We start from the raw sequence: 17940 nt of genomic DNA, 5'->3' as shown, positions 1-17940 counted from the left end.
TCTCGAGCCCCTTTTTTTGATATTGATTATCTGAATATGAATGGTATTATGTTTTGTTAGAAGGTCGTAAAGAATTAAATGTTCCCTTCTTGGCATAAGCATTTTATACTATAAGCATAGAGATAGAAATTTTGGGGGCGTAATTGGTTATGCAAATCGTAGCTAAAAGAATGATTGCGGCAGATACGGTCAAGGATTTTTTCATTCAGCACTGGGAGACGACTCAAGTCGTTTTTTCAAGAGGCTTGTATCATTATGCGGAACTTGAGGGTGTTGGGGTGATGGACGAGAATGGAAAAATCACGGGGTTGGGAACATACAAATTATCCGACCATGTATGTCAGATCATCTCTTTGAACAGTGAGCATGAAAATCAAGGTGTGGGCTCATCATTGCTTTATGTGATGGAAAATATCGCGAAGGAAAAAAATTGCCATACTATTAAAGCGATTACAACGAACGATAATCTACAGGCGTTGAAGTTTTTTCAAAAGCGTGGTTATGTCATTTCGGAAATCGTTAAAAATGCCGTGGAAGAATCACGGAAAATCAAGCCGGAAATACCATTTTACAGTTTTGATGGAATTCCGATCCGAGACGAGATCATACTGGAGAAATGCTTATAATAAGGTGGAATTCACCTGGATATTGATAGGGGGAATGGTTATGTTTAAGAAAATGGCGGCTGATGCCCTTGGTCTTAGTGATATTGGAAGTGTGATTAGTCCTGCAGATTATGACAAGGTGGATGCAGATGATTATATCATGCATGAAGATGGGGAAAAAATTTATTTCCTGATTAAATCGAAAACCGATGAGTACTGTTTCACGAATCAAGCGTTCATACATTTGGACGGCACAAGTGCAATCAGCAAAAAGAGAACACTTACGAGATATAGCTACAGCCAGTATATGATTTCCAACGCCACGCTTGAAACCGCAGGGACAGTGGATTTGGATGCGGAAATTAAATTTTCGATCGGTGCAAAGACTTTCTCCATTGATGTCCATAAGAAATTCATTGAAGAATTAAAGGACTTGTTCAAATCACTCGTGAAAATATCGGAAATTAGCCATGAGAATGAGTTTGCCCTTCAATATGCCCAGCAAAGCGTAAACCTTGCTTCTTCCACTTTGAACCAGGTTCGAACTGATGGAAGCCAAATGGCAGCAAGTTTCAAGGAAATTAATTCGGCCGCTTTCGAATGGTTGATGGACAGCCGGAAAAAGTACCATGTGAAAGATTTTGGCTTTGTTTTTGAGAAATATATCAATAATTAAAAAAGAAGGCGAACACAGAACGATGTGTCCGCCTTCTTTTTTAATTATTCAAATCACTCAATCCCGGGCTATGCTCATTTGGCATATCCGGCATTTCAGGGACCGGGAATCCTTTTGGCGGCTCGGTAACAGCAAGGTTTCCGCCATTTCGGCTAGGTGTCTCCCCTTGGAAAATCTGGCTGATCCGTGTTTGATCCATCCTGAAATTGAATTGGGCATTATGGTAGCCTAAATCCACATATTTGCGGCATTCAGGATATTTGTTCAAATCATAATTAGGCACAGGGAAGATTTTTCCCCAGTCGACCCCAAGCGTTTCCAATGCCTTGGCAAATGCATTTTGGTGGGCATTGTCGCGAACCATTAAAAATGCCAGTGTTTCGCGCATTGTTTTATTGGAACTCATTTCATAAATCCTGGACTTTTGCAGGACTCCCGTAGATTCAAGCATGACATTATTCAAAAGGTTGGCCACAAGATTACCATGATCATAAACCCATGACCCGTTCCATGGATTGCCGCCAGCATCGACGGGCAGGGATGCTTTCGCACCGATGATGAAATGGTGAGGGTTCGCGCCGCCTTTGATGACTTCATCCAATGGGGCGCCATCGGTACCGGAATCTCCAGGCATTTCCCCGCCAGCATCATTCAGCAGCTGATTGATGGTTGATTGGACAAGTTCGACGTGGCTCAGTTCCTCCAAGAAAACCCCGCGAATTAAATCACGATATTGTTTAGCCTTGCCGCGAAAGTTGGCGCTTTGGAATGAATATTGCATCATTGTCCGCATTTCACCGAATTGCCCTCCAAGCGTTTCCTGGAGCACTTTTGCTGCATTTGGATCAGGCTTATCGGGAATGATCATATTGATTAAGTCTTCTTTATAGAAGTACAAATGGAAGCCCTCCTTAAAGTAAATATTTCTAAGTTAGCTTCTGTTATCTGAATTAAATTATTCCTAAGGTAAAAAGTACCTTTATGGAATGACGGGAAGAGAGAAATACTAGAGGGAAGAACGATTTTGAAAGGATGTTGCACATGCTATCCAATCAGCAGCTAAAAGAATTTCAACAGCAATTGCAGCAAACGAAGCAAGAGTTGGAAGAGCGATTAAATGATTCAGGCAACTACGATTTAAGAAGAAGCATGGAGGATTCGACTGGTGAGTTATCGAGTTACGATAATCATCCCGGAGATGAAGGAACCGAGTTATATGAACGGGAAAAGGATTTAGCCCTTTCCGAGCATGATCGGGATGAAATAAGGGATATTGAACGAGCGCTTTCTGCCATCGAGGCAGGTGGGTATGGAAAATGCGAGGTTTGTTCAAAGGAAATACCTCTTGAACGTTTGAAAGCGATCCCTACTACGACTTATTGTGTCGAGCATACCCCCTCACAGGAAACTTCGGACAATCGGCCGGTGGAAGAGGAAGTGCTCGGACCCCCATTTGGGAGGTTTGATTATGATGACCGGCATGAATCGGTTGCGTACGATGCGGAAGATTCTTGGCAGGATGTTGCCAGTTATGGAACATCTGAATCGCCTTCCGATTTCGTAAATCCGCCAAATGATTACGAAGATATGTATGTCGAGTCCGAAGAAAATGTCGGCTATGTCGAAAATTATGAAAATTTCGTTGGTGTGGATATATACGGTAAAGAGGTAACGGTTTATCCGAACTCCCAATATGAAGAATTGAAGGAAGAACTTTTTGAAGAAAATATTCAAACCCCATTTGGGGATTTGCCCCGATATGAGCATGATCCTTATGTGGATGAAGAAAAAGATTGAAAAAAAAGAACCAGGATGCTAAGCCTGGTTCTTTTTTTTAAGAAAAAGCCAATTTCAACCGGTTTAGCCCATCCATCAGGACGCTGCGTGAACAACCAAGATTCATGCGGACGAAACCTTCTCCGCCAGGTCCGTATTTAGAACCAGGCTCTAATGCGAGCTTCCCTTGATGGATCAGTCGATCCTTTATTTCCTTGTCGGTCAATCCAAGGTCACGGCAGTCAATCCATAAAAGGTAAGAGGCTTCCGGATGCATGACATGCAGTGAAGGAATTTCGGCTGCAATGAATTCCTCTGCCACTTTTATATTCTCCTCAATGTAGCCAATCATGTCTTCAAGCCATTCCAAGCCCTCCCGATACGCGGCTTCCATTGCTGTTAAGGCAAAGATGTTAAGGCCATGGAAGGCTAGTTTCGTTTGCGCCATTTGCAGTTTCTTCTGCAATCTTTCATTACTGGTGATCAGGAATGAAGCCTGAAGGCCGGCAATATTGAATGTTTTGCTTGGCGCCATCAATGTAACGGTCCTATCCGCTAATTTTCGTGAAAGGGAGCCGATCGGATAATGCTTGGATGTTGTATGGAATAAGTCAGCATGTATCTCATCACTGATGATGACTACATCATATTTTTCACATAGCTCCCCGATCCGTAGGAGTTCATCCTTTGTCCAAACGCGTCCGCCAGGGTTATGGGGACTGCAAAAAAGGAATAGTTTCACTCCGCTTTTCAGCTTGTCCTCAAAATCGTTGAAATCAATCTCGAAGCGGTCCTTTTCTATGATAAGCGGACTATTGACCACTTCCCGGTCATTATTTTTGATCATATCAAAAAATGGGGTATAGACGGGAGATTGTAACAGTATTTTATCGCCCGGGTTCGTGAATGCCTGGATTGTTGTACCGATTGCGGAAACGACGCCGGAGCTGAATGAAATCCACTTCTTATCGATTTGCCAGGAGTGCCGGTCTTTAAGCCAGCTTTGAATTTCAGTGAAAACCGTTTCAGAAGGGACGGTATAGCCGAAAATTGGATGATTCAAGCGTTCCATCAATGCCTTTTGAATGCCCTCAGGAGATGGGAAGTCCATATCGGCAACCCACATTGGCAGAACATCCTCGCGCCCATATAAGGATGTGAGGGAGTTTTTATCCCATTTTGCAGACCCTGAATTTTCCCTGTTGATTTGTTCTTCAAATATTGATTTGTTCAAAATATCCACCACCGAATAAAAATTTGTCGTCTTCGCGAAAAGCCTGTTGTTATGTTACTATGATATCATGTTCTTTGAAAATATTGAGCAGGTGATAAATTAGATGGATACACAGCAAATGAATTTAGCGTTGGTTGCCGTTTTACAAGAATGGGACCCTTTCAAGATAGGTTGGGATCTATATGAGCCGGAAATTGCAGATACGGTCGTAGCAATCCGGGATATAGATGACCCGAAGGAACTGGCGGAAAAAATAAAATCCATTTACGAGTTCGCATTCGATGAATCCATTCAGATGGAAAAGTGCCTGGACGTTGCACGAAAGCTGCTCATCATAAAAAATGATGCCAGCTGTTCGATATAAAGGTGAAAAAGGTGTACCCGGAAATCAGGGGCACCTTTTTTACGTTGTTTTTTTGCTCTATACCCATAGTTTGTTCAGTTAACTGATGGTTTGTGCAGTATACTCGTGAGTTTCAGTGATTTACCCGTGAGATTCGGCGATTTATTGGTGAATTGTGCTTTTAATCGTAAGTTTGTGCAGTATACTCGTGAGTTTTGGCTAATTTACTCGTGAATTACAGCCATTTACTCGTGAGATTACAGCCATTTACTCATGAGTTTACGTTGGGGTGGCTACTCCAATAAACCCCTTAATTAGTTGATACACTTCTTCAGGTCTCTCCTCTGGAAGAAGGTGCCCGGAATCCTCAATGACAACAAGCTCGGAATTAGGCAGGTCTTCATGGAGCCTTTCGCCGATACTCAATGGCACCACTCGATCATGTCTTCCCCAAATAAGCAGGCATGGTGTATGAATATCACTAAGGTCCTCCTTCAGCAAATCGATTTCTTTATCTCGAAGCATCCTTCCCAATGCCCGGAAAATATCATGCTTCTTTATGAATGGCCCTAGATATCCCTGCCGCATTTCATCGTCAATCATCGCCGGGTCATGAACGACATTTTTCAAGTTCTTTTCGATACCTGATTTTTGCAGATACCGTTTTATCCCGTATGAAAAGAAAGGCAGGTAACTGACCATCTTCATTTTTTCCGAATAGCCGGGCTGATAGCCTGAGCCGGCAAGTAGAATGGCATGGTCGACAAGATCAGGATATGACTTGATGAGCTGCAGGGAAATCTGCCCGCCCATGGAATGGCCGATGATACTGAATTTCCTGATTCCTTTTCCCTCCAGGAACATAACGACGGATTTAGCGATGTTTCGGAATGAATATGTATATCGATAATCTTTTCCGCTTTGCCCGAATGGCGGTAGGTCTATGGAGATCACATTGTATTCCTTGATTAAATGGGGGACTAATTTACGGAAACTGAAGCTCGATGACAAAAATCCGTGAAGCAGGACAAGGGTGGGGAGAGAATCATCGATTCGGTCATATTCAAAATAGATTTCGATATTCCCTACCCGTTCGAGACCTTTGATTGTATGACTTTCCATATAAGCTCCTCCTCCGTTATTGTTCCATGATAAAAACCTATGTTACCCTGAATATTCCAAAAAAGGTCCTATAATACTGTTGCATAACAGTAATTGTAATAATAACGATTAAAAAAGACAATTACTATAACAGGTCACCAGCCAATTTTGATATAATAGTGTAAGTTTATCCTGACAGCATAGGACTTATTAAATTATATTGTCATATAGGTTTTTTAAAAAGTCTAATAAGGTAATTCGTGAGACTATCTGCCAGCCAAACCATCACAGCTAAATTAGTGAATTCCAAAAGGGGGGTTTTCCAATGCACTTGAATGAAGAGGAATTGGAAGTCTTGAGAATCATTGAAAATAACAGCCGGATTGATCTGAAGGATTTGGCTAAAATGACCGATCAATCAGATTCGGACATTGAAATAACATTGAAGAAATTGGAAGATATGCGGGTCATTGTACGTTACTTAACAGTCATTAACTGGGCTAAAGTGGATGAATACCATGGTGTCACAGCGATGATCGATGTAAAGGTCACTCCAAAACGGGGCGTGGGTTTCGATGATGTTGCAAAAAGGATTTACAAGTTCAAAGAAGTCGAGTCCGTTTATTTAATGTCTGGGGCATATGATCTTTCAGTCATTGTCGAAGGGCGTTCGATGAACGAAGTGGCAAGCTTCGTCTCGGAAAAACTTTCGACACTGGATTCCGTCATTTCTACGACGACTCACTTCATAATGAAAAAATACAAGCATGATGGCACCATTTTTGATCAAACTGAAGAAGATAAGCGGATAGTGGTGTCACCATGATTAAAACGAGTTATGTTTCAAAAACGATTGCAGAGCTTAAGCCATCAGGCATCCGCCGCTTTTTCGACTTGGCAGCCAATTTGGAAGGGGTCGTTTCGCTTGGTGTAGGTGAACCGGATTTCGTTACATCTTGGGCGGTAAGGGAAGCGGCGATCAACTCCCTGGAGGAAGGATATACCTCATATACGGCCAATGCCGGATTATTTGAATTAAGGTCGGAAATCAGCCGGTATATGGAGAAGCAGTTCCATGTTTCGTATAGACCGGATGATCAAATCATTGTCACGGTCGGAGCAAGCCAGGCCCTCGATATTGCCCTGAGGACCATCTTGAATCCAGGTGAAGAAGTCATTGTCGTCGAACCTTGTTTCGTCGCCTATGCACCGCTTGTGACCATGGCAGGGGGAATACCGGTCACGGTCCAAACATCCAAGGAAGAAGACTTTAAGTTGACTCCCCAACAACTCGAAGCGGCGATCACGCCTAAAACGAAAGCCGTTTTAATCTGTTCACCGAATAACCCGACGGGAACCCAGCTTGGGCAGGAAGAATTAGTGATGCTTGCTGACATCGTTAAAAAGCATGACTTGCTGGTGATTTCCGATGAAATCTATGCCGAACTTGCTTATGATGAGGAATTCACATCTTTTGCTGCCGTTGACGGCATGCTTGAGCGGACGATTGTCATCAATGGGTTTTCGAAAGGGTTTGCGATGACAGGGTGGCGTCTTGGGTTCGTTTGTGCACCTAAGGAAATTTCCGAAGCGATGCTTAAGCTTCACCAATATGCGATGATGTGCGCGCCGACCGTTGCGCAGCATGCTGCATTGGAAGCTTTAAAGAACGGTATGCAGGATGTGGAAGAAATGCGTCGGAGTTATCGGAGAAGACGAAATTATATCGTGAAATCATTTAACGATATGGGGCTGGATTGCCATAATCCCGGCGGGGCTTTTTATGCTTTTCCATCAATCGAGAGAACGGGGATGACTTCGATGGAATTTGCTGAAAAACTTCTGACGGAAGAACTTGTTGCCGTTGTACCGGGAGATGTGTTCGGGGAAAGCGGTGAAGGTCATATCCGCTGTTCTTATGCATCCTCCATGGAACAGCTTCAGGAGGCGCTCAGAAGAATGGAACGTTTCATGAAGAATCATTGCCAATAAAAGCAAAAAAATAGGGATCCGGCCATTAGCAGCCGGATCCCTTTCCATAGGGGGAATTAGAAAAAAGAGTTAATCTAATGGATTAACATAGAAAGTGTTAATCATAGTATATCCATTACCCAGAAAAAAAATACACATACTACGACCCATTTTTTGAATTAAGCTTGTGTTTTATATAAAGTATGCATAACTTTCAGAATTTTTTCTTCGCTAAAGTCCTTGGCTGTCCTTAGAATGAGCTCAGCTTTTTTGGTTCCGATTTCTTCAATCAATTTTTTTAAGTCCTCGTCGATACCAGCAGCGTTACCGGTCTGGGCATCCTTCAGGAATTCTGAAGCCGGAATGTCAAGAACGGTGGAAAGACGTAAAATGGTTTGTGTATCAGGAACTGATTCACCCGATTCATACTTTTCGATTTTCTTCGTGCCGATTCGTAATTTCAAAGCCAGTTCCTGTTGAGTTAGGTTGTGATCTTCTCTGTATTGACGGATATTCTTCGCGATATTTGACATGGTCAGACACTCCTTTTTCAGGAAATATATTTTTATTATGTAATTATTTTACCATATTATTACTTAAGTGAAGGAACGGAATATGTAGGTTTTGTGAAAAAAATGCCGCATCGAGAAATATCGAAACGGCATGTTGAATGTTAAATGAGATTAGTTGACTTAAGGAATACGAGTATGATCATGATCGGCACGATGTAGCGAATCAGGAAGTACCAAAGTTTAAAAAGTGATCGGCCGGGATCAGCGCCAGTTTCGAACTCCTTTTGTACCTCAATCCTTTTCATTTGAAAACCGATGAAAAGGGATATGAACAAGGCGCCGACTGGCAGCGCGATATTGCTTGTCAGATAATCAGCGAAATCGAATATGGATAAATTGAAAATCTTCACTTCCGAAAGCACCCCAAAGGACAATGCGCTAGGAATCCCAATCAGGAAAACGGTGATACCAGCTATCCAAGAGGCCTTCTTCCGTTTTGCGGAATCCCCCTTAATCATGGCTGCAACGACGATTTCGAGAATGGAGAATGCCGTCGTAAGGGTGGCAAATAATAATAATACGAAGAAAATGAACATGAAGATCCCGCCAAGCGCCATTTCATTGAAGACGGCAGGCAACACGACAAATACCAGTCCAGGCCCGCTTGAAGGGCTGAAACCAAGTGCGAAAACAGCCGGGAAGATGACCAAACCTGCCAGCAAGGAAATGAAGATATTCAGTCCAACTACCGAAAAGGCCGATTTTGTAATATCTTCTTTTTTACTTAAATAGGATGCGTAGGTTACCATCACGGAAACACCGACACTTAGTGCAAAGAAGGATTGGCCGAGTGCCAATAGGATCGTTTCCCCTGTTAATGCGGAAAAGTCCGGTTTCAAGAAGAATTTAACACCTTCCATTGCTCCATCCAGAGTCAAGGATCGGATAAGAAGGATGATAAAAAGAATGAACAATGAAGGCATCATATATTTATTAGCCTTTTCAATTCCCTTGGAAACGCCGCCTTGCACGACCCAAATGGTAAAGACCATGAATAATAACTGAGCGATGACCGTTTCATAAGGATTACTGATTATCGTATTGAAGAAGTTCCCATATTCCTCTTGCGTCAAGTTTGAGAGGGATCCTGTAAAGCTCCTTGCTAAATAGGAGATGATCCAGCCTCCAACAACACTGAAGAAGGAAAGAAGGATGATTGAAGCGACGACACCGCCATATCCAATCAATGCCCAAGGCTTTCCAGGGGCGATATGTTTATATGCGCTAATGGCATCTTTCTGTGCATTGCGGCCAATCGTGAATTCCGCTATTAATATCGGTGCCCCGATAAGCAGGGTGAATATAATGAAGAGCAGGAAAAAGACCCCACCGCCATTTTCCCCAGTCATATACGGGAGCTTCCAGATGGCGCCCAATCCAATAGCGGATCCCGCGGCTGCCAGGATGAACCCAAGTTTTGAAGTCCATTGATCTTGTTTTGACATGATGGAAAAACTCCTTTAGATGTAAAGAATATCTAGCTGTATATTTTTTTAAAACATTTTCTCATCTTACTATGATTAGGGGCAATTGGATAGGTTTAATATTACAATCTTTAGAAAAATGAGTAAATATCTTAAGGGAAATAGAGGTTATTTGCAAATTTTTAGGTTAAGTTATATACAAAGATCTTATAATATTTATTATTTCCAAAAAACAAACATTTTTAATGAGTAAAATCCCAAAAAGTATGGTATACTTAACTTTGATTATTTTCCAATTATGTGATATAATTTTTTATTGCGTGAAAAGACGAAAAAATATATATAAAATAGGAGTGTTACCATGTCTGAAAAATTCGAAATTGGTGCGGTAGTTGCTGGTAAAGTTACTGGTATTCAACCATACGGTGCATTTGTTGCTTTAGATGAATCAACTCAAGGTTTAGTTCATATTTCTGAAATCACTCACGGCTTCGTTAAAGATATTAACGAACATTTAAAAGTGGGCGATGAAGTGAAAGTGAAAGTTCTTTCCATCGATTCAGCTGCTGGAAAAATCGGCTTATCGATCCGCGCTACAGAAGAAGCTCCTGAGCGTACTGAAGCTCCGAAAAAAGCTCCGAAAAAACGCCAAGCATCTGTTAAAGCGACATCTCACATCGAATCTACTGAAGGTTTCAACACATTGAAAGACAAACTTCAAGAGTGGATTGAACAATCTCAACGCGAAGACTTAATCAAAAAATAATTTTTTAGAACCGGCAGATCCTCGATCAGCCGGTTTTTTTTGTCCTGGGGCACATGAATGAAATAAAGCCGGGTCATGTGTTTATCCATGGTCCGGCTTTATTTTATAGAACATAACATTGTCGAAGGATCAAGATCTTAGCGAGTCGGTTTGGTTTCAGGCTCCCTGGAAATTTCAGGACTTGGTTTAAAGAGAAGACCAAGATTAATAAGACCGGCAATTCCAACCAATCCATAAACGATACGGGCCATTCCAGCATCTTGCCCCCCGAAAATCGAAGCGACCAAGTCAAATTGGAAAAACCCTATTAATCCCCAGTTGATTGCCCCAATTATTGTAAGAACAAGTGCAATTCTTTGTATTCCACTCATTGTACAGCCCTCCTTTTTTTGAAAAAATCAGTTCTTTACTTATCATGCATTTTCAGCATGTAAATATACATCCACTCAAAAGTTACGGGCGGATATTTTGTATTTAAATGGAACATTGGTCATAATGAATAAAAGAAAAACTAGCACTTGGCCCTGTCGCTCATTCGAAAACGGAGTCAATGTGGCATTAAAGGAGAGATACCATTGGAGAATTTCACATATAAAAATCCTACAAAAGTAATTTTCGGGAAAGGTCAGCTTGAAAGCTTAAAAACTGAAATTCCCGCCTATGGCGATAGAGTTTTACTTGTATATGGCGGGGGAAGCATAAAGAAAAATGGCTTATATGAAAAAGTGATCAATACCTTGAAAGAGATCGATGCAGAGGTGCACGAACTTTCCGGAGTTGAACCGAATCCACGCATCTCAACTGTCCGGAAGGGTGTTGACCTTTGTAAAGAACATGGGATTGACTTTGTCCTTGCGGTTGGAGGGGGAAGCGTTATAGACGCTACAAAGGCCATCGTTGCAGGTGCTAAATATGAGGGGGATCCATGGGATCTTGTCATTAAGAAGGCACCAGTCGAAGAGGCCCTTCCATTCGGAACGGTGCTGACTTTAGCTGCAACAGGCTCTGAGGCGAATTCCGGATCTGTCATAACAAACTGGGAAACGAAAGAGAAATATGGATGGGGAAGTCCATTGGTATTTCCGCAATTCTCCATTTTGGACCCTGAAAATACTTTTTCAGTACCAAAAGACCAGACGGTATACGGAATGGTCGATATGATGTCACATGTATTCGAAACGTACTTCCACCCGGAAACGCATGCACCGCTGCAAGACCGTTTTTGTGAATCGCTGTTAACGACGGTGATTGAAACGGCACCTAAACTATTGGAAGACCTGGAGGATTATGAGCATCGGGCCACTATCCTGTATGCCGGAAACCTAGCCTTGAATGGGTCGCTTGGGGTTGGTTACAGCGGTGATTGGGCAACGCATAACATTGAACATGCCGTTTCAGCTGTTTATGACATCCCGCATGCAGGAGGATTGGCCATCTTATTCCCGAATTGGATGAAGCATGTGCTCCATGAAAATGTCGCACGCTTTAAACAAGTTGCAGTCCGTGTATTCCATGTAGATCCGGAAGGTAAAACGGATGAGGAAGCGGCCCTTGAAGGCATTGAAAGACTTAGGTCATTTTGGAGCAGCTTAGGGGCGCCGACCAATCTTTCGGATTATGGCATCGATGACTCACAATTGGAAGTCATGGCTGATAAAGCGATGAGCAGAGGTGAATTTGGACGATTCAAAGTCCTGAACCGTGAAGATGTCCTCGCCATTTTACGGGCTTCCTTATAAACAAGTGATATGATCCGATCTCCCTCCTTGCCAGGTGGGAGATTGCTTTATATGCATAATTCGTTATTTACTTGATCGATTTCTTGATTATGAGAATTACATCAGATAAAGTGAAAGGGAAACTAAAGAATTCAAGGAGGAATTTGAATGGCCCATATTCGTTTCGATTATTCAAAAGCCCTGCCGTTTTTCGGGGAGCATGAAATTACCTATCTACAGGATGCTGTAAAAGTGGCACACCATTCCCTGCATGAGCAGACAGGGGCAGGCAATGAATACCTTGGCTGGCTTGATTTACCCGCCAATTATGATAAAGAAGAATTCTCAAGAATCAAAAAAGCGGCCGCGAAAATAAAAGAAGATTCAGAAGTGCTGCTGGTTATCGGAATCGGTGGATCATATCTGGGAGCACGGGCAGCAGTTGAGATGCTTCAACATAGTTTTTATAACATTCTACCTTCGGATAAAAGGAAAGCACCGCAAATTTTATTTGTCGGTAATAATATAAGCTCTACATATATGCAGGACGTGATGGACCTATTGGAAAATAGGGATTTCTCGATCAACGTCATCTCTAAATCCGGTACGACCACGGAGCCTGCACTGGCCTTCAGGATTTTCAGGAAACTGCTTGAACAAAAATACGGCGTTGAAGAAGCTAAGAGCCGCATTTATGCTACGACTGATAAAGAGAAGGGCGCATTAAAAACGGTAGCAACGGAGGAAGGTTTCCAAACATTCGTCATTCCTGATGATGTTGGCGGACGTTACTCGGTCTTAACGGCTGTAGGGCTGCTTCCGATTGCTGTCAGCGGGGCGGATATCGATCAAATCATGGAGGGAGCCGAGCGTGCCAGGGCCGACTTCAGTTCTTCCGAGCTAGGGGAGAATCAGGCATACCAATATGCGGCGGTTCGGAATATCCTTTACAATAAAGGGAAAACGATTGAAATGCTGATAAACTATGAGCCTGGACTTCAATACTTCTCTGAGTGGTGGAAACAGTTATTTGGAGAAAGTGAAGGAAAGGATCAAAAAGGGATATTTCCTTCATCGGCTAACTTCTCGACCGACCTGCATTCATTAGGGCAGTATGTCCAGGAAGGACGGCGTGATCTTTTTGAAACGGTCATCAAAGTCGATAAGGCCCGTCACGAAATCTTGATTGAAGAAGCGGCCAATGACTTGGACGGCCTGAATTACCTAGCAGGTGAAACGGTGCAATTCGTGAATAATAAAGCATTTGAAGGTACGCTGTTAGCCCATACGGACGGTGGCGTTCCCAACCTGATCGTAACGGTTCCTCAGCTCGATGCTTATACTTTTGGCTACCTTGTATATTTCTTCGAGAAAGCTTGTGCAATGAGCGGTTACTTACTGGGTGTAAATCCATTTGATCAGCCTGGAGTGGAAGCCTATAAGGTGAACATGTTTGCTCTTTTAGGCAAGCCGGGTTATGAAAAGAAAAAAGCGGAGCTTGAACAGCGCTTATAATATAAAAGGCAACAAGCCGGAATAACATCCGGCTTGTTGCCTTTTTTTGGTTGAACGCAAAGGGTAAGAATAAACATATTCGATACTGGTATCGAAAATGAAAGTGGGGGGTGATTGTATTAAGGAAATAGAGAAACTGAGAACGGTTCCCTGGTCCGCAAGAAGCCTGCCTGCCGGATGGAAAGAAGAAGATGTAAGATGCTAAAACAAGAGAAAATCAAAACTGGAGAAAATCATATTGGGAGACTTAAATATTTTTATATCTTTTGGTGCTGGGGTTTTATCCTTTATCTCTCCTTGCTGTTTGCCCGTATATCCTGCCTTTTTATCTTATATTACAGGATTATCAGTTACAGAATTAAAAGAAGATAATCACAAATTAAATAGCAGGCCAATTTTATTTACGATTTCTTTTATGAATACATTGATTTAATTAGACAAGTAGGTGCTATTTTGATAATTGTTTTTGGTTTAATGATTATTGGGGTTTTTCAACCAAAATTCTTAATGATGGATAAAAATCGCCCATCCGTTAGATAGGTTCTATTTAAATTGGGATAGGATATGCTGCTGGTTGAATCCTTGCATAGGACCCATATTAGGGGCCGTTGTAACCCTTGGTTTGTCTACAGGTCAGATGTTAATAATACAAAAAGTGAACCTGACTAAAATTATTAAAAAAAATCCTAGTTCATTCAGAGAAAAAAGGAATTCCCACTTTTCCCAAAAAGAAAAAAGCCTGAAGCGGTTCTTCTGCTCCAAGCTCTTTTTTTAGCTTTTGGTCTTCATGTAAATTTGAAAAAATGTTTGATCAAAACACGCAATAAATATATATAGTTTAGCATTGAACTAAAGAATTAATACCAACGAGTATATAAATATTCCCACCAATGACCACCACCATATACACCTTGAAAGAGAACATTAGCAGTAGCGCGTGCAGTATACCCTGCACCTGCATAAAGTTTAGTGAAAATAGATTTAAAATGACCTAAGATACTTGACTGCAGTCTCAGCATATATCTCGGCAGATTCTACTAAGTTCTCCACTGAAACCCGCTCATCGTACCCATGGATAGTGTGTTCCAGCCCAGGACCGTAAAGGACGGTTTCAATGCCATGGCGCCGGAAGTGACTGGCATCACTTGAACCAAGCAAAAGTACGCTGAAGACGGGTTCCTCCATTCCAAGGACACGCTGGATTCCCAGTTCTATGGCCCTCACAATTGGACGATCCTCTAAGGTCCAGTTCGGGTTAGTACAGGGTACCATTGGCTCTACAACCGCACCTGGCGCTACAGCACTAACAAGATTTCTAGCGATATCAAGTACAAACTCGGGCTTCATACCGAATGGAACCCGGGTATCCACTTTAATGATACACTTGTCTGCGACGACGTTCACATTTGTTCCGCCCTGGATTACACCTGGATTGTAAGAGGGACGATAAAGTAACTGTGACAGTAAGGGATTTCCTAGACCCTGAGATAGGAGCCACTCAGTATTGTACAAAAGTTGACAAGGCTCTGGCGGAGGCGTTGCCTTGAGCTCCCATAGCTTGGTTAGTGCTTCAACCGCGGCTGCCCCTCTTCGTACGGCGGAGATTCCATAAAGCGGTTGTAGGCTGCCATGATCTGTCTGACCTGGTATGATCACCTGCATCCATGCCTTGCCCTTTTCACCGGCATTCGGATGGTAGCGGTCCGTTGGTTCACCAATCAGACAAGCATCACCCTTAATCAATCCTTGATCCAGGAGCGAGGCCACCTCAATGCCGCCAGTCTCTTCATCCGGAGAGGCAATAACTCCTAGGCTACCTTTCAAATTAAGAGTGGGGGCGAACTCCTGAAGTAGTCCAGCCACAAAAATCAGTGATGCCAAGCCTCCTTTCATATCGGAGGCTCCCCTACCCAAAAGCATACCTGCTCTGACTTCTCCTGAGAAAGGATCAAAGGTCCAATGTGAACAATCGCCTGCAGGTACGACATCTGTATGTCCACAAAATAGGAGCCGGGGACCAGGTACCCTGGTTAAGGGAGCATCACAGACCACGGTAACCAGCGCATTTTCGCTACGGCGGTGCTCGGTAATCAAGAACCCTTTTGCTGCTAGGTACCGGCTAATATGGCGTCCCATTTCTGCTGACCGCTTCTTAAACTCGGGCGATGGATTTTCAGATGGAATTCGAATAAATGAAGCAGCAAGTTCGACTAATTCCTGTTGCCTTGACCTTATCAGTTGCCGGATTATTCTGGTACTCATATAAATACATCCCCTCCATGTCCAGCATTAGCCGCAATATTTCTATACCTATTCTATGTGCTGTTCCTAGTTCATATTTCTGAGGTTAAAAGTGGGGAATTTAAAATCTCGTTCAATGCTATAGTTAAACTTAATGAGCCAAAGAGCCAAAGTTATATATGGGTAGCGTCAGGAAAATGTGCTTAACGTTGTAAATTTGCATTTTCCTGACGCTACCAGCAGAAGATCCAGTAATTACGAATGGAGGAGGGGGAGGGAGCGACGAAGCTGAAATAAAAGCGTAAGGAAAGCTTGGAAATCAGTGAGGAAGCCAATCTTCCTTTATGCCTGATCAAGGGGACAATAGAGTCATTCAGGTTTTTTTTTAGGCGCTTTGGTTAAGCTAATAGAAAATTAGCGAAAGAGGTTTTATACAATGATTAAAATTTCTTCTCAGTTGGAAGGGAAAACATTCGGGTTGTTCGATTTGGAGACAAAGTTAAAACCGGAAGGATATGCGATAGGCGGAGGATGGGATTATGACCACGGGTCTTTTGATTATAAGATTGATGACAGTGATGGCTACCAATTCTTGCGGGTCCCTTTCAAGGCTGTTGATGGTTCACTCGATCAGGACGGGGTAATGGTCGAACTCTTACAACCGTTTTTGTTATCTCATAAGTACGAGGACGGGATTGACGATGAAGGAAATATCGGAAACCTCTCCGCCTCCTTCAATCAGTTTGCCGAGCCTGAAAATCCGGATGCCGAATTTCCGGAAAACTATATCTCTTTAGGAAAAGCGCTTGTCCGTAATTTGGAAAAGCTTTTATTACATTAATCATCAATGATGATGAGAGTGTCATCACGATGGATGATTACATCTCCGGGGGGCTTGATTAAGGTCTTGCCTCCTGAAATGATGCCGACCAATAAAATGTTTTGATCGAATAGCTTAACGTTCAGCTGTTTGAACGTCAATTCCGCCCAGTCATCCTGGATGGGCAGCTGTTTGAGGCTCAATCCATCCAGCTCATTTTGTTCTCTGGCTTCCGTTATGATCCCCTTTGATAAGCAATCCTGCATATATTCACTCGCGAATTTATTCGTTTCGACTATACCGTCCGCCCCAGCCCGTAAAGCATTTTCCTTTTGTTCATGCGTCAATATTTCCACAAGACAATACACATGCGGATTCAGCCCCTTGACGGCCAGTAACGTTAAAATCGAGAACATATCCGTTTGCAGCTCGTCCTGCTTAAGGTCAGCCGTAATAAGGACGCGAATGGCTTGTTTAATATTGGCTTTCTGCAAAACGGAATCCAATGTAGCCTTTCCTTGGATAAAGTGGATATTCGTTCGTGGAAGTGGGTGCTTTTGCAGTGTATCATCGATAAGGACAATGGATTGATGGTGCTTGCGATCATGGATGTTTTGGATGATTCTCTTGGAACGGCCATTCCAGCCCACAATGATAATATGTCCGCCGCCGCCGAATACTTTCTTTCCTGTTAGAAATTGCTGTTCATTGGATATGGAAATTTTAGCGATGTACGCAAAATAAGAAGTAATCAGGCCGGCTCCTGACAAAATGAGGACCATCCCAATGATTTTGCCAAGATTGGTCACGGGAGTGAAATCTCCATAGCCGACCGTTGACATCGTCACGATTGCCCACCAGATGCCATCAAGCAAGGTGGGGAATCTCTTCGGCTCCACAATGTGGATCAAGACCCCGAATGAAAGTAAAAATAATGCGATGATGGAAAGCAATCTGATGAAACGCGGAAATCTGGGAACGATACTCATGTATGGACCGATTCGAATCATTATTTTCACACCCTTTGAGCTTTTCTATAGTATGGTCAAAAAAGGCATGGCTCATAAGGGTCCGGACAGACAAACTTTGAATGATGAATATCGGCATATTGCCTGATCGAATTACGGTAAATGATAAAAGCCTTCCGGAAGATGTCGGAAGGCTTTTAGTGCTGAGTC

Annotated in this window: 18 protein-coding genes and 1 pseudogene; 11 read left to right on the top strand and 8 right to left on the bottom strand. The window is 42.7% G+C overall.

The genetic code is table 11. The features are described 5' to 3' along the window. Nucleotides 1-149: 149 nt before the first annotated feature. Together NYE65_RS10320 and NYE65_RS10315 are read left to right on the top strand one after the other, a co-directional pair. Nucleotides 150-626 carry a GNAT family N-acetyltransferase gene (locus tag NYE65_RS10320; RefSeq protein ID WP_328177791.1) on the top strand — a complete coding sequence of 159 codons (477 nt, stop codon included), beginning with the start codon at nucleotides 150-152 and terminating at the stop codon, nucleotides 624-626. A gap of 40 nt (nucleotides 627-666) precedes the next feature. Beyond that, the gene (locus NYE65_RS10315; RefSeq protein WP_264639752.1) at nucleotides 667-1281 is read left to right on the top strand and encodes a PH domain-containing protein; all 615 of its coding nucleotides are present in this window, start codon (nucleotides 667-669) and stop codon (nucleotides 1279-1281) included. 40 nt (nucleotides 1282-1321) lie between these two features. On the opposite strand, the gene NYE65_RS10310 is transcribed toward NYE65_RS10315, so the two are convergent. After that, nucleotides 1322-2179, bottom strand: a complete 858-nt coding sequence (locus NYE65_RS10310; protein ID WP_340860885.1) for a manganese catalase family protein — start codon at nucleotides 2177-2179, stop codon at nucleotides 1322-1324. A gap of 143 nt (nucleotides 2180-2322) precedes the next feature. Between NYE65_RS10310 and NYE65_RS10305 the strand changes: the two genes are divergently transcribed. Further along, entirely contained in the window at nucleotides 2323-3078 is a 756-nt protein-coding gene (locus NYE65_RS10305) for a TraR/DksA C4-type zinc finger protein (RefSeq protein WP_095679249.1), read from the top strand. A gap of 37 nt (nucleotides 3079-3115) precedes the next feature. On the opposite strand, the gene NYE65_RS10300 is transcribed toward NYE65_RS10305, so the two are convergent. Next, nucleotides 3116-4300 carry a MalY/PatB family protein gene (locus NYE65_RS10300; RefSeq protein ID WP_340862122.1) on the bottom strand — a complete coding sequence of 395 codons (1185 nt, stop codon included), beginning with the start codon at nucleotides 4298-4300 and terminating at the stop codon, nucleotides 3116-3118. A 94-nt stretch (nucleotides 4301-4394) separates the two neighbouring features. On the opposite strand from NYE65_RS10300, the gene NYE65_RS10295 reads away from it, so the two are divergent. Next, a complete protein-coding gene (locus NYE65_RS10295) occupies nucleotides 4395-4655 on the top strand; it encodes a DUF1871 family protein (RefSeq protein ID WP_048882924.1) in 261 nt (86 codons plus the stop codon). Between the two features lie 258 nt (nucleotides 4656-4913). Here the strand turns inward: NYE65_RS10295 and NYE65_RS10290 are convergent, their stop codons facing one another. After that, a complete protein-coding gene (locus tag NYE65_RS10290) occupies nucleotides 4914-5756 on the bottom strand; it encodes an alpha/beta fold hydrolase (protein WP_106027088.1) in 843 nt (280 codons plus the stop codon). A 304-nt stretch (nucleotides 5757-6060) separates the two neighbouring features. On the opposite strand from NYE65_RS10290, the gene NYE65_RS10285 reads away from it, so the two are divergent. Then, complete coding sequence (locus NYE65_RS10285) at nucleotides 6061-6561, top strand: Lrp/AsnC family transcriptional regulator (protein ID WP_034310292.1); 501 nt, start codon at nucleotides 6061-6063, stop codon at nucleotides 6559-6561. Continuing rightward, complete coding sequence (locus tag NYE65_RS10280; protein ID WP_034310296.1) at nucleotides 6558-7727, top strand: aminotransferase; 1170 nt, start codon at nucleotides 6558-6560, stop codon at nucleotides 7725-7727. The genes NYE65_RS10285 and NYE65_RS10280 overlap by 4 nt, the downstream gene beginning before the upstream one ends. Nucleotides 7728-7885: 158 nt before the next feature. Here the strand turns inward: NYE65_RS10280 and NYE65_RS10275 are convergent, their stop codons facing one another. Continuing rightward, the gene (locus NYE65_RS10275) at nucleotides 7886-8239 is read right to left on the bottom strand and encodes a helix-turn-helix domain-containing protein (protein WP_057278025.1); all 354 of its coding nucleotides are present in this window, start codon (nucleotides 8237-8239) and stop codon (nucleotides 7886-7888) included. Nucleotides 8240-8379: 140 nt separating this feature from the next. Next, nucleotides 8380-9723 carry a sodium-dependent transporter gene (locus NYE65_RS10270; protein ID WP_328177795.1) on the bottom strand — a complete coding sequence of 448 codons (1344 nt, stop codon included), beginning with the start codon at nucleotides 9721-9723 and terminating at the stop codon, nucleotides 8380-8382. A gap of 340 nt (nucleotides 9724-10063) precedes the next feature. Here NYE65_RS10270 and yugI point away from each other — a divergent pair, with 340 nt between their 5' ends. Then, nucleotides 10064-10468 (top strand): S1 domain-containing post-transcriptional regulator GSP13, encoded by a 405-nt coding sequence (gene yugI, locus NYE65_RS10265; RefSeq protein ID WP_034310304.1) that lies wholly within the window; start codon nucleotides 10064-10066, stop codon nucleotides 10466-10468. 137 nt (nucleotides 10469-10605) lie between these two features. Here the strand turns inward: yugI and NYE65_RS10260 are convergent, their stop codons facing one another. Continuing rightward, nucleotides 10606-10839, bottom strand: a complete 234-nt coding sequence (locus NYE65_RS10260; RefSeq protein ID WP_034310308.1) for a DUF378 domain-containing protein — start codon at nucleotides 10837-10839, stop codon at nucleotides 10606-10608. Between the two features lie 204 nt (nucleotides 10840-11043). Between NYE65_RS10260 and NYE65_RS10255 the strand changes: the two genes are divergently transcribed. From NYE65_RS10255 to NYE65_RS10245, 3 genes and pseudogenes are all read left to right on the top strand, one after another. Then, entirely contained in the window at nucleotides 11044-12207 is a 1164-nt protein-coding gene (locus NYE65_RS10255) for an iron-containing alcohol dehydrogenase (RefSeq protein ID WP_340860884.1), read from the top strand. Between the two features lie 147 nt (nucleotides 12208-12354). Further along, complete coding sequence (locus tag NYE65_RS10250; protein WP_063595867.1) at nucleotides 12355-13701, top strand: glucose-6-phosphate isomerase; 1347 nt, start codon at nucleotides 12355-12357, stop codon at nucleotides 13699-13701. A gap of 238 nt (nucleotides 13702-13939) precedes the next feature. After that, nucleotides 13940-14332 (top strand): annotated as a pseudogene (locus tag NYE65_RS10245) (cytochrome c biogenesis CcdA family protein); the annotation flags it as partial. A 350-nt stretch (nucleotides 14333-14682) separates the two neighbouring features. Here NYE65_RS10245 and NYE65_RS10240 read toward each other — a convergent pair. Continuing rightward, nucleotides 14683-15963: a M20 family metallopeptidase gene (locus NYE65_RS10240; protein WP_340860883.1), complete on the bottom strand. Its 1281-nt coding sequence runs from the start codon at nucleotides 15961-15963 to the stop codon at nucleotides 14683-14685. Nucleotides 15964-16378: 415 nt separating this feature from the next. On the opposite strand from NYE65_RS10240, the gene NYE65_RS10235 reads away from it, so the two are divergent. After that, a complete protein-coding gene (locus NYE65_RS10235) occupies nucleotides 16379-16783 on the top strand; it encodes a YugN-like family protein (protein ID WP_098185576.1) in 405 nt (134 codons plus the stop codon). Here the strand turns inward: NYE65_RS10235 and NYE65_RS10230 are convergent. After that, complete coding sequence (locus NYE65_RS10230) at nucleotides 16780-17772, bottom strand: potassium channel family protein (protein WP_328177798.1); 993 nt, start codon at nucleotides 17770-17772, stop codon at nucleotides 16780-16782. The two genes, NYE65_RS10235 and NYE65_RS10230, sit on opposite strands and share 4 nt — an antisense overlap. Nucleotides 17773-17940: the final 168 nt, after the last annotated feature.

This window comes from Peribacillus sp. FSL R5-0717 (assembly GCF_038002945.1).
In the GTDB taxonomy this organism is placed as follows: Bacteria; Bacillota; Bacilli; order Bacillales; family DSM-1321; genus Peribacillus; species Peribacillus frigoritolerans.
This window is presented reverse-complemented; position numbering and strand designations above follow the sequence as displayed.

Coding starts and splice junctions, on each gene's coding strand:
- NYE65_RS10320 (WP_328177791.1), top strand. CDS start 150: ATGCAAATCGTAGCTAAAAGAATGATTGCGGCAGATACGGTCAAGGAT.
- NYE65_RS10315 (WP_264639752.1), top strand. CDS start 667: ATGTTTAAGAAAATGGCGGCTGATGCCCTTGGTCTTAGTGATATTGGA.
- NYE65_RS10305 (WP_095679249.1), top strand. CDS start 2,323: ATGCTATCCAATCAGCAGCTAAAAGAATTTCAACAGCAATTGCAGCAA.
- NYE65_RS10295 (WP_048882924.1), top strand. CDS start 4,395: ATGGATACACAGCAAATGAATTTAGCGTTGGTTGCCGTTTTACAAGAA.
- NYE65_RS10290 (WP_106027088.1), bottom strand. CDS start 5,756: ATGGAAAGTCATACAATCAAAGGTCTCGAACGGGTAGGGAATATCGAA.
- NYE65_RS10285 (WP_034310292.1), top strand. CDS start 6,061: ATGCACTTGAATGAAGAGGAATTGGAAGTCTTGAGAATCATTGAAAAT.
- NYE65_RS10280 (WP_034310296.1), top strand. CDS start 6,558: ATGATTAAAACGAGTTATGTTTCAAAAACGATTGCAGAGCTTAAGCCA.
- NYE65_RS10275 (WP_057278025.1), bottom strand. CDS start 8,239: ATGTCAAATATCGCGAAGAATATCCGTCAATACAGAGAAGATCACAAC.
- NYE65_RS10270 (WP_328177795.1), bottom strand. CDS start 9,723: ATGTCAAAACAAGATCAATGGACTTCAAAACTTGGGTTCATCCTGGCA.
- yugI (WP_034310304.1), top strand. CDS start 10,064: ATGTCTGAAAAATTCGAAATTGGTGCGGTAGTTGCTGGTAAAGTTACT.
- NYE65_RS10260 (WP_034310308.1), bottom strand. CDS start 10,839: ATGAGTGGAATACAAAGAATTGCACTTGTTCTTACAATAATTGGGGCA.
- NYE65_RS10250 (WP_063595867.1), top strand. CDS start 12,355: ATGGCCCATATTCGTTTCGATTATTCAAAAGCCCTGCCGTTTTTCGGG.
- NYE65_RS10240 (WP_340860883.1), bottom strand. CDS start 15,963: ATGAGTACCAGAATAATCCGGCAACTGATAAGGTCAAGGCAACAGGAA.
- NYE65_RS10235 (WP_098185576.1), top strand. CDS start 16,379: ATGATTAAAATTTCTTCTCAGTTGGAAGGGAAAACATTCGGGTTGTTC.
- NYE65_RS10230 (WP_328177798.1), bottom strand. CDS start 17,772: ATGATTCGAATCGGTCCATACATGAGTATCGTTCCCAGATTTCCGCGT.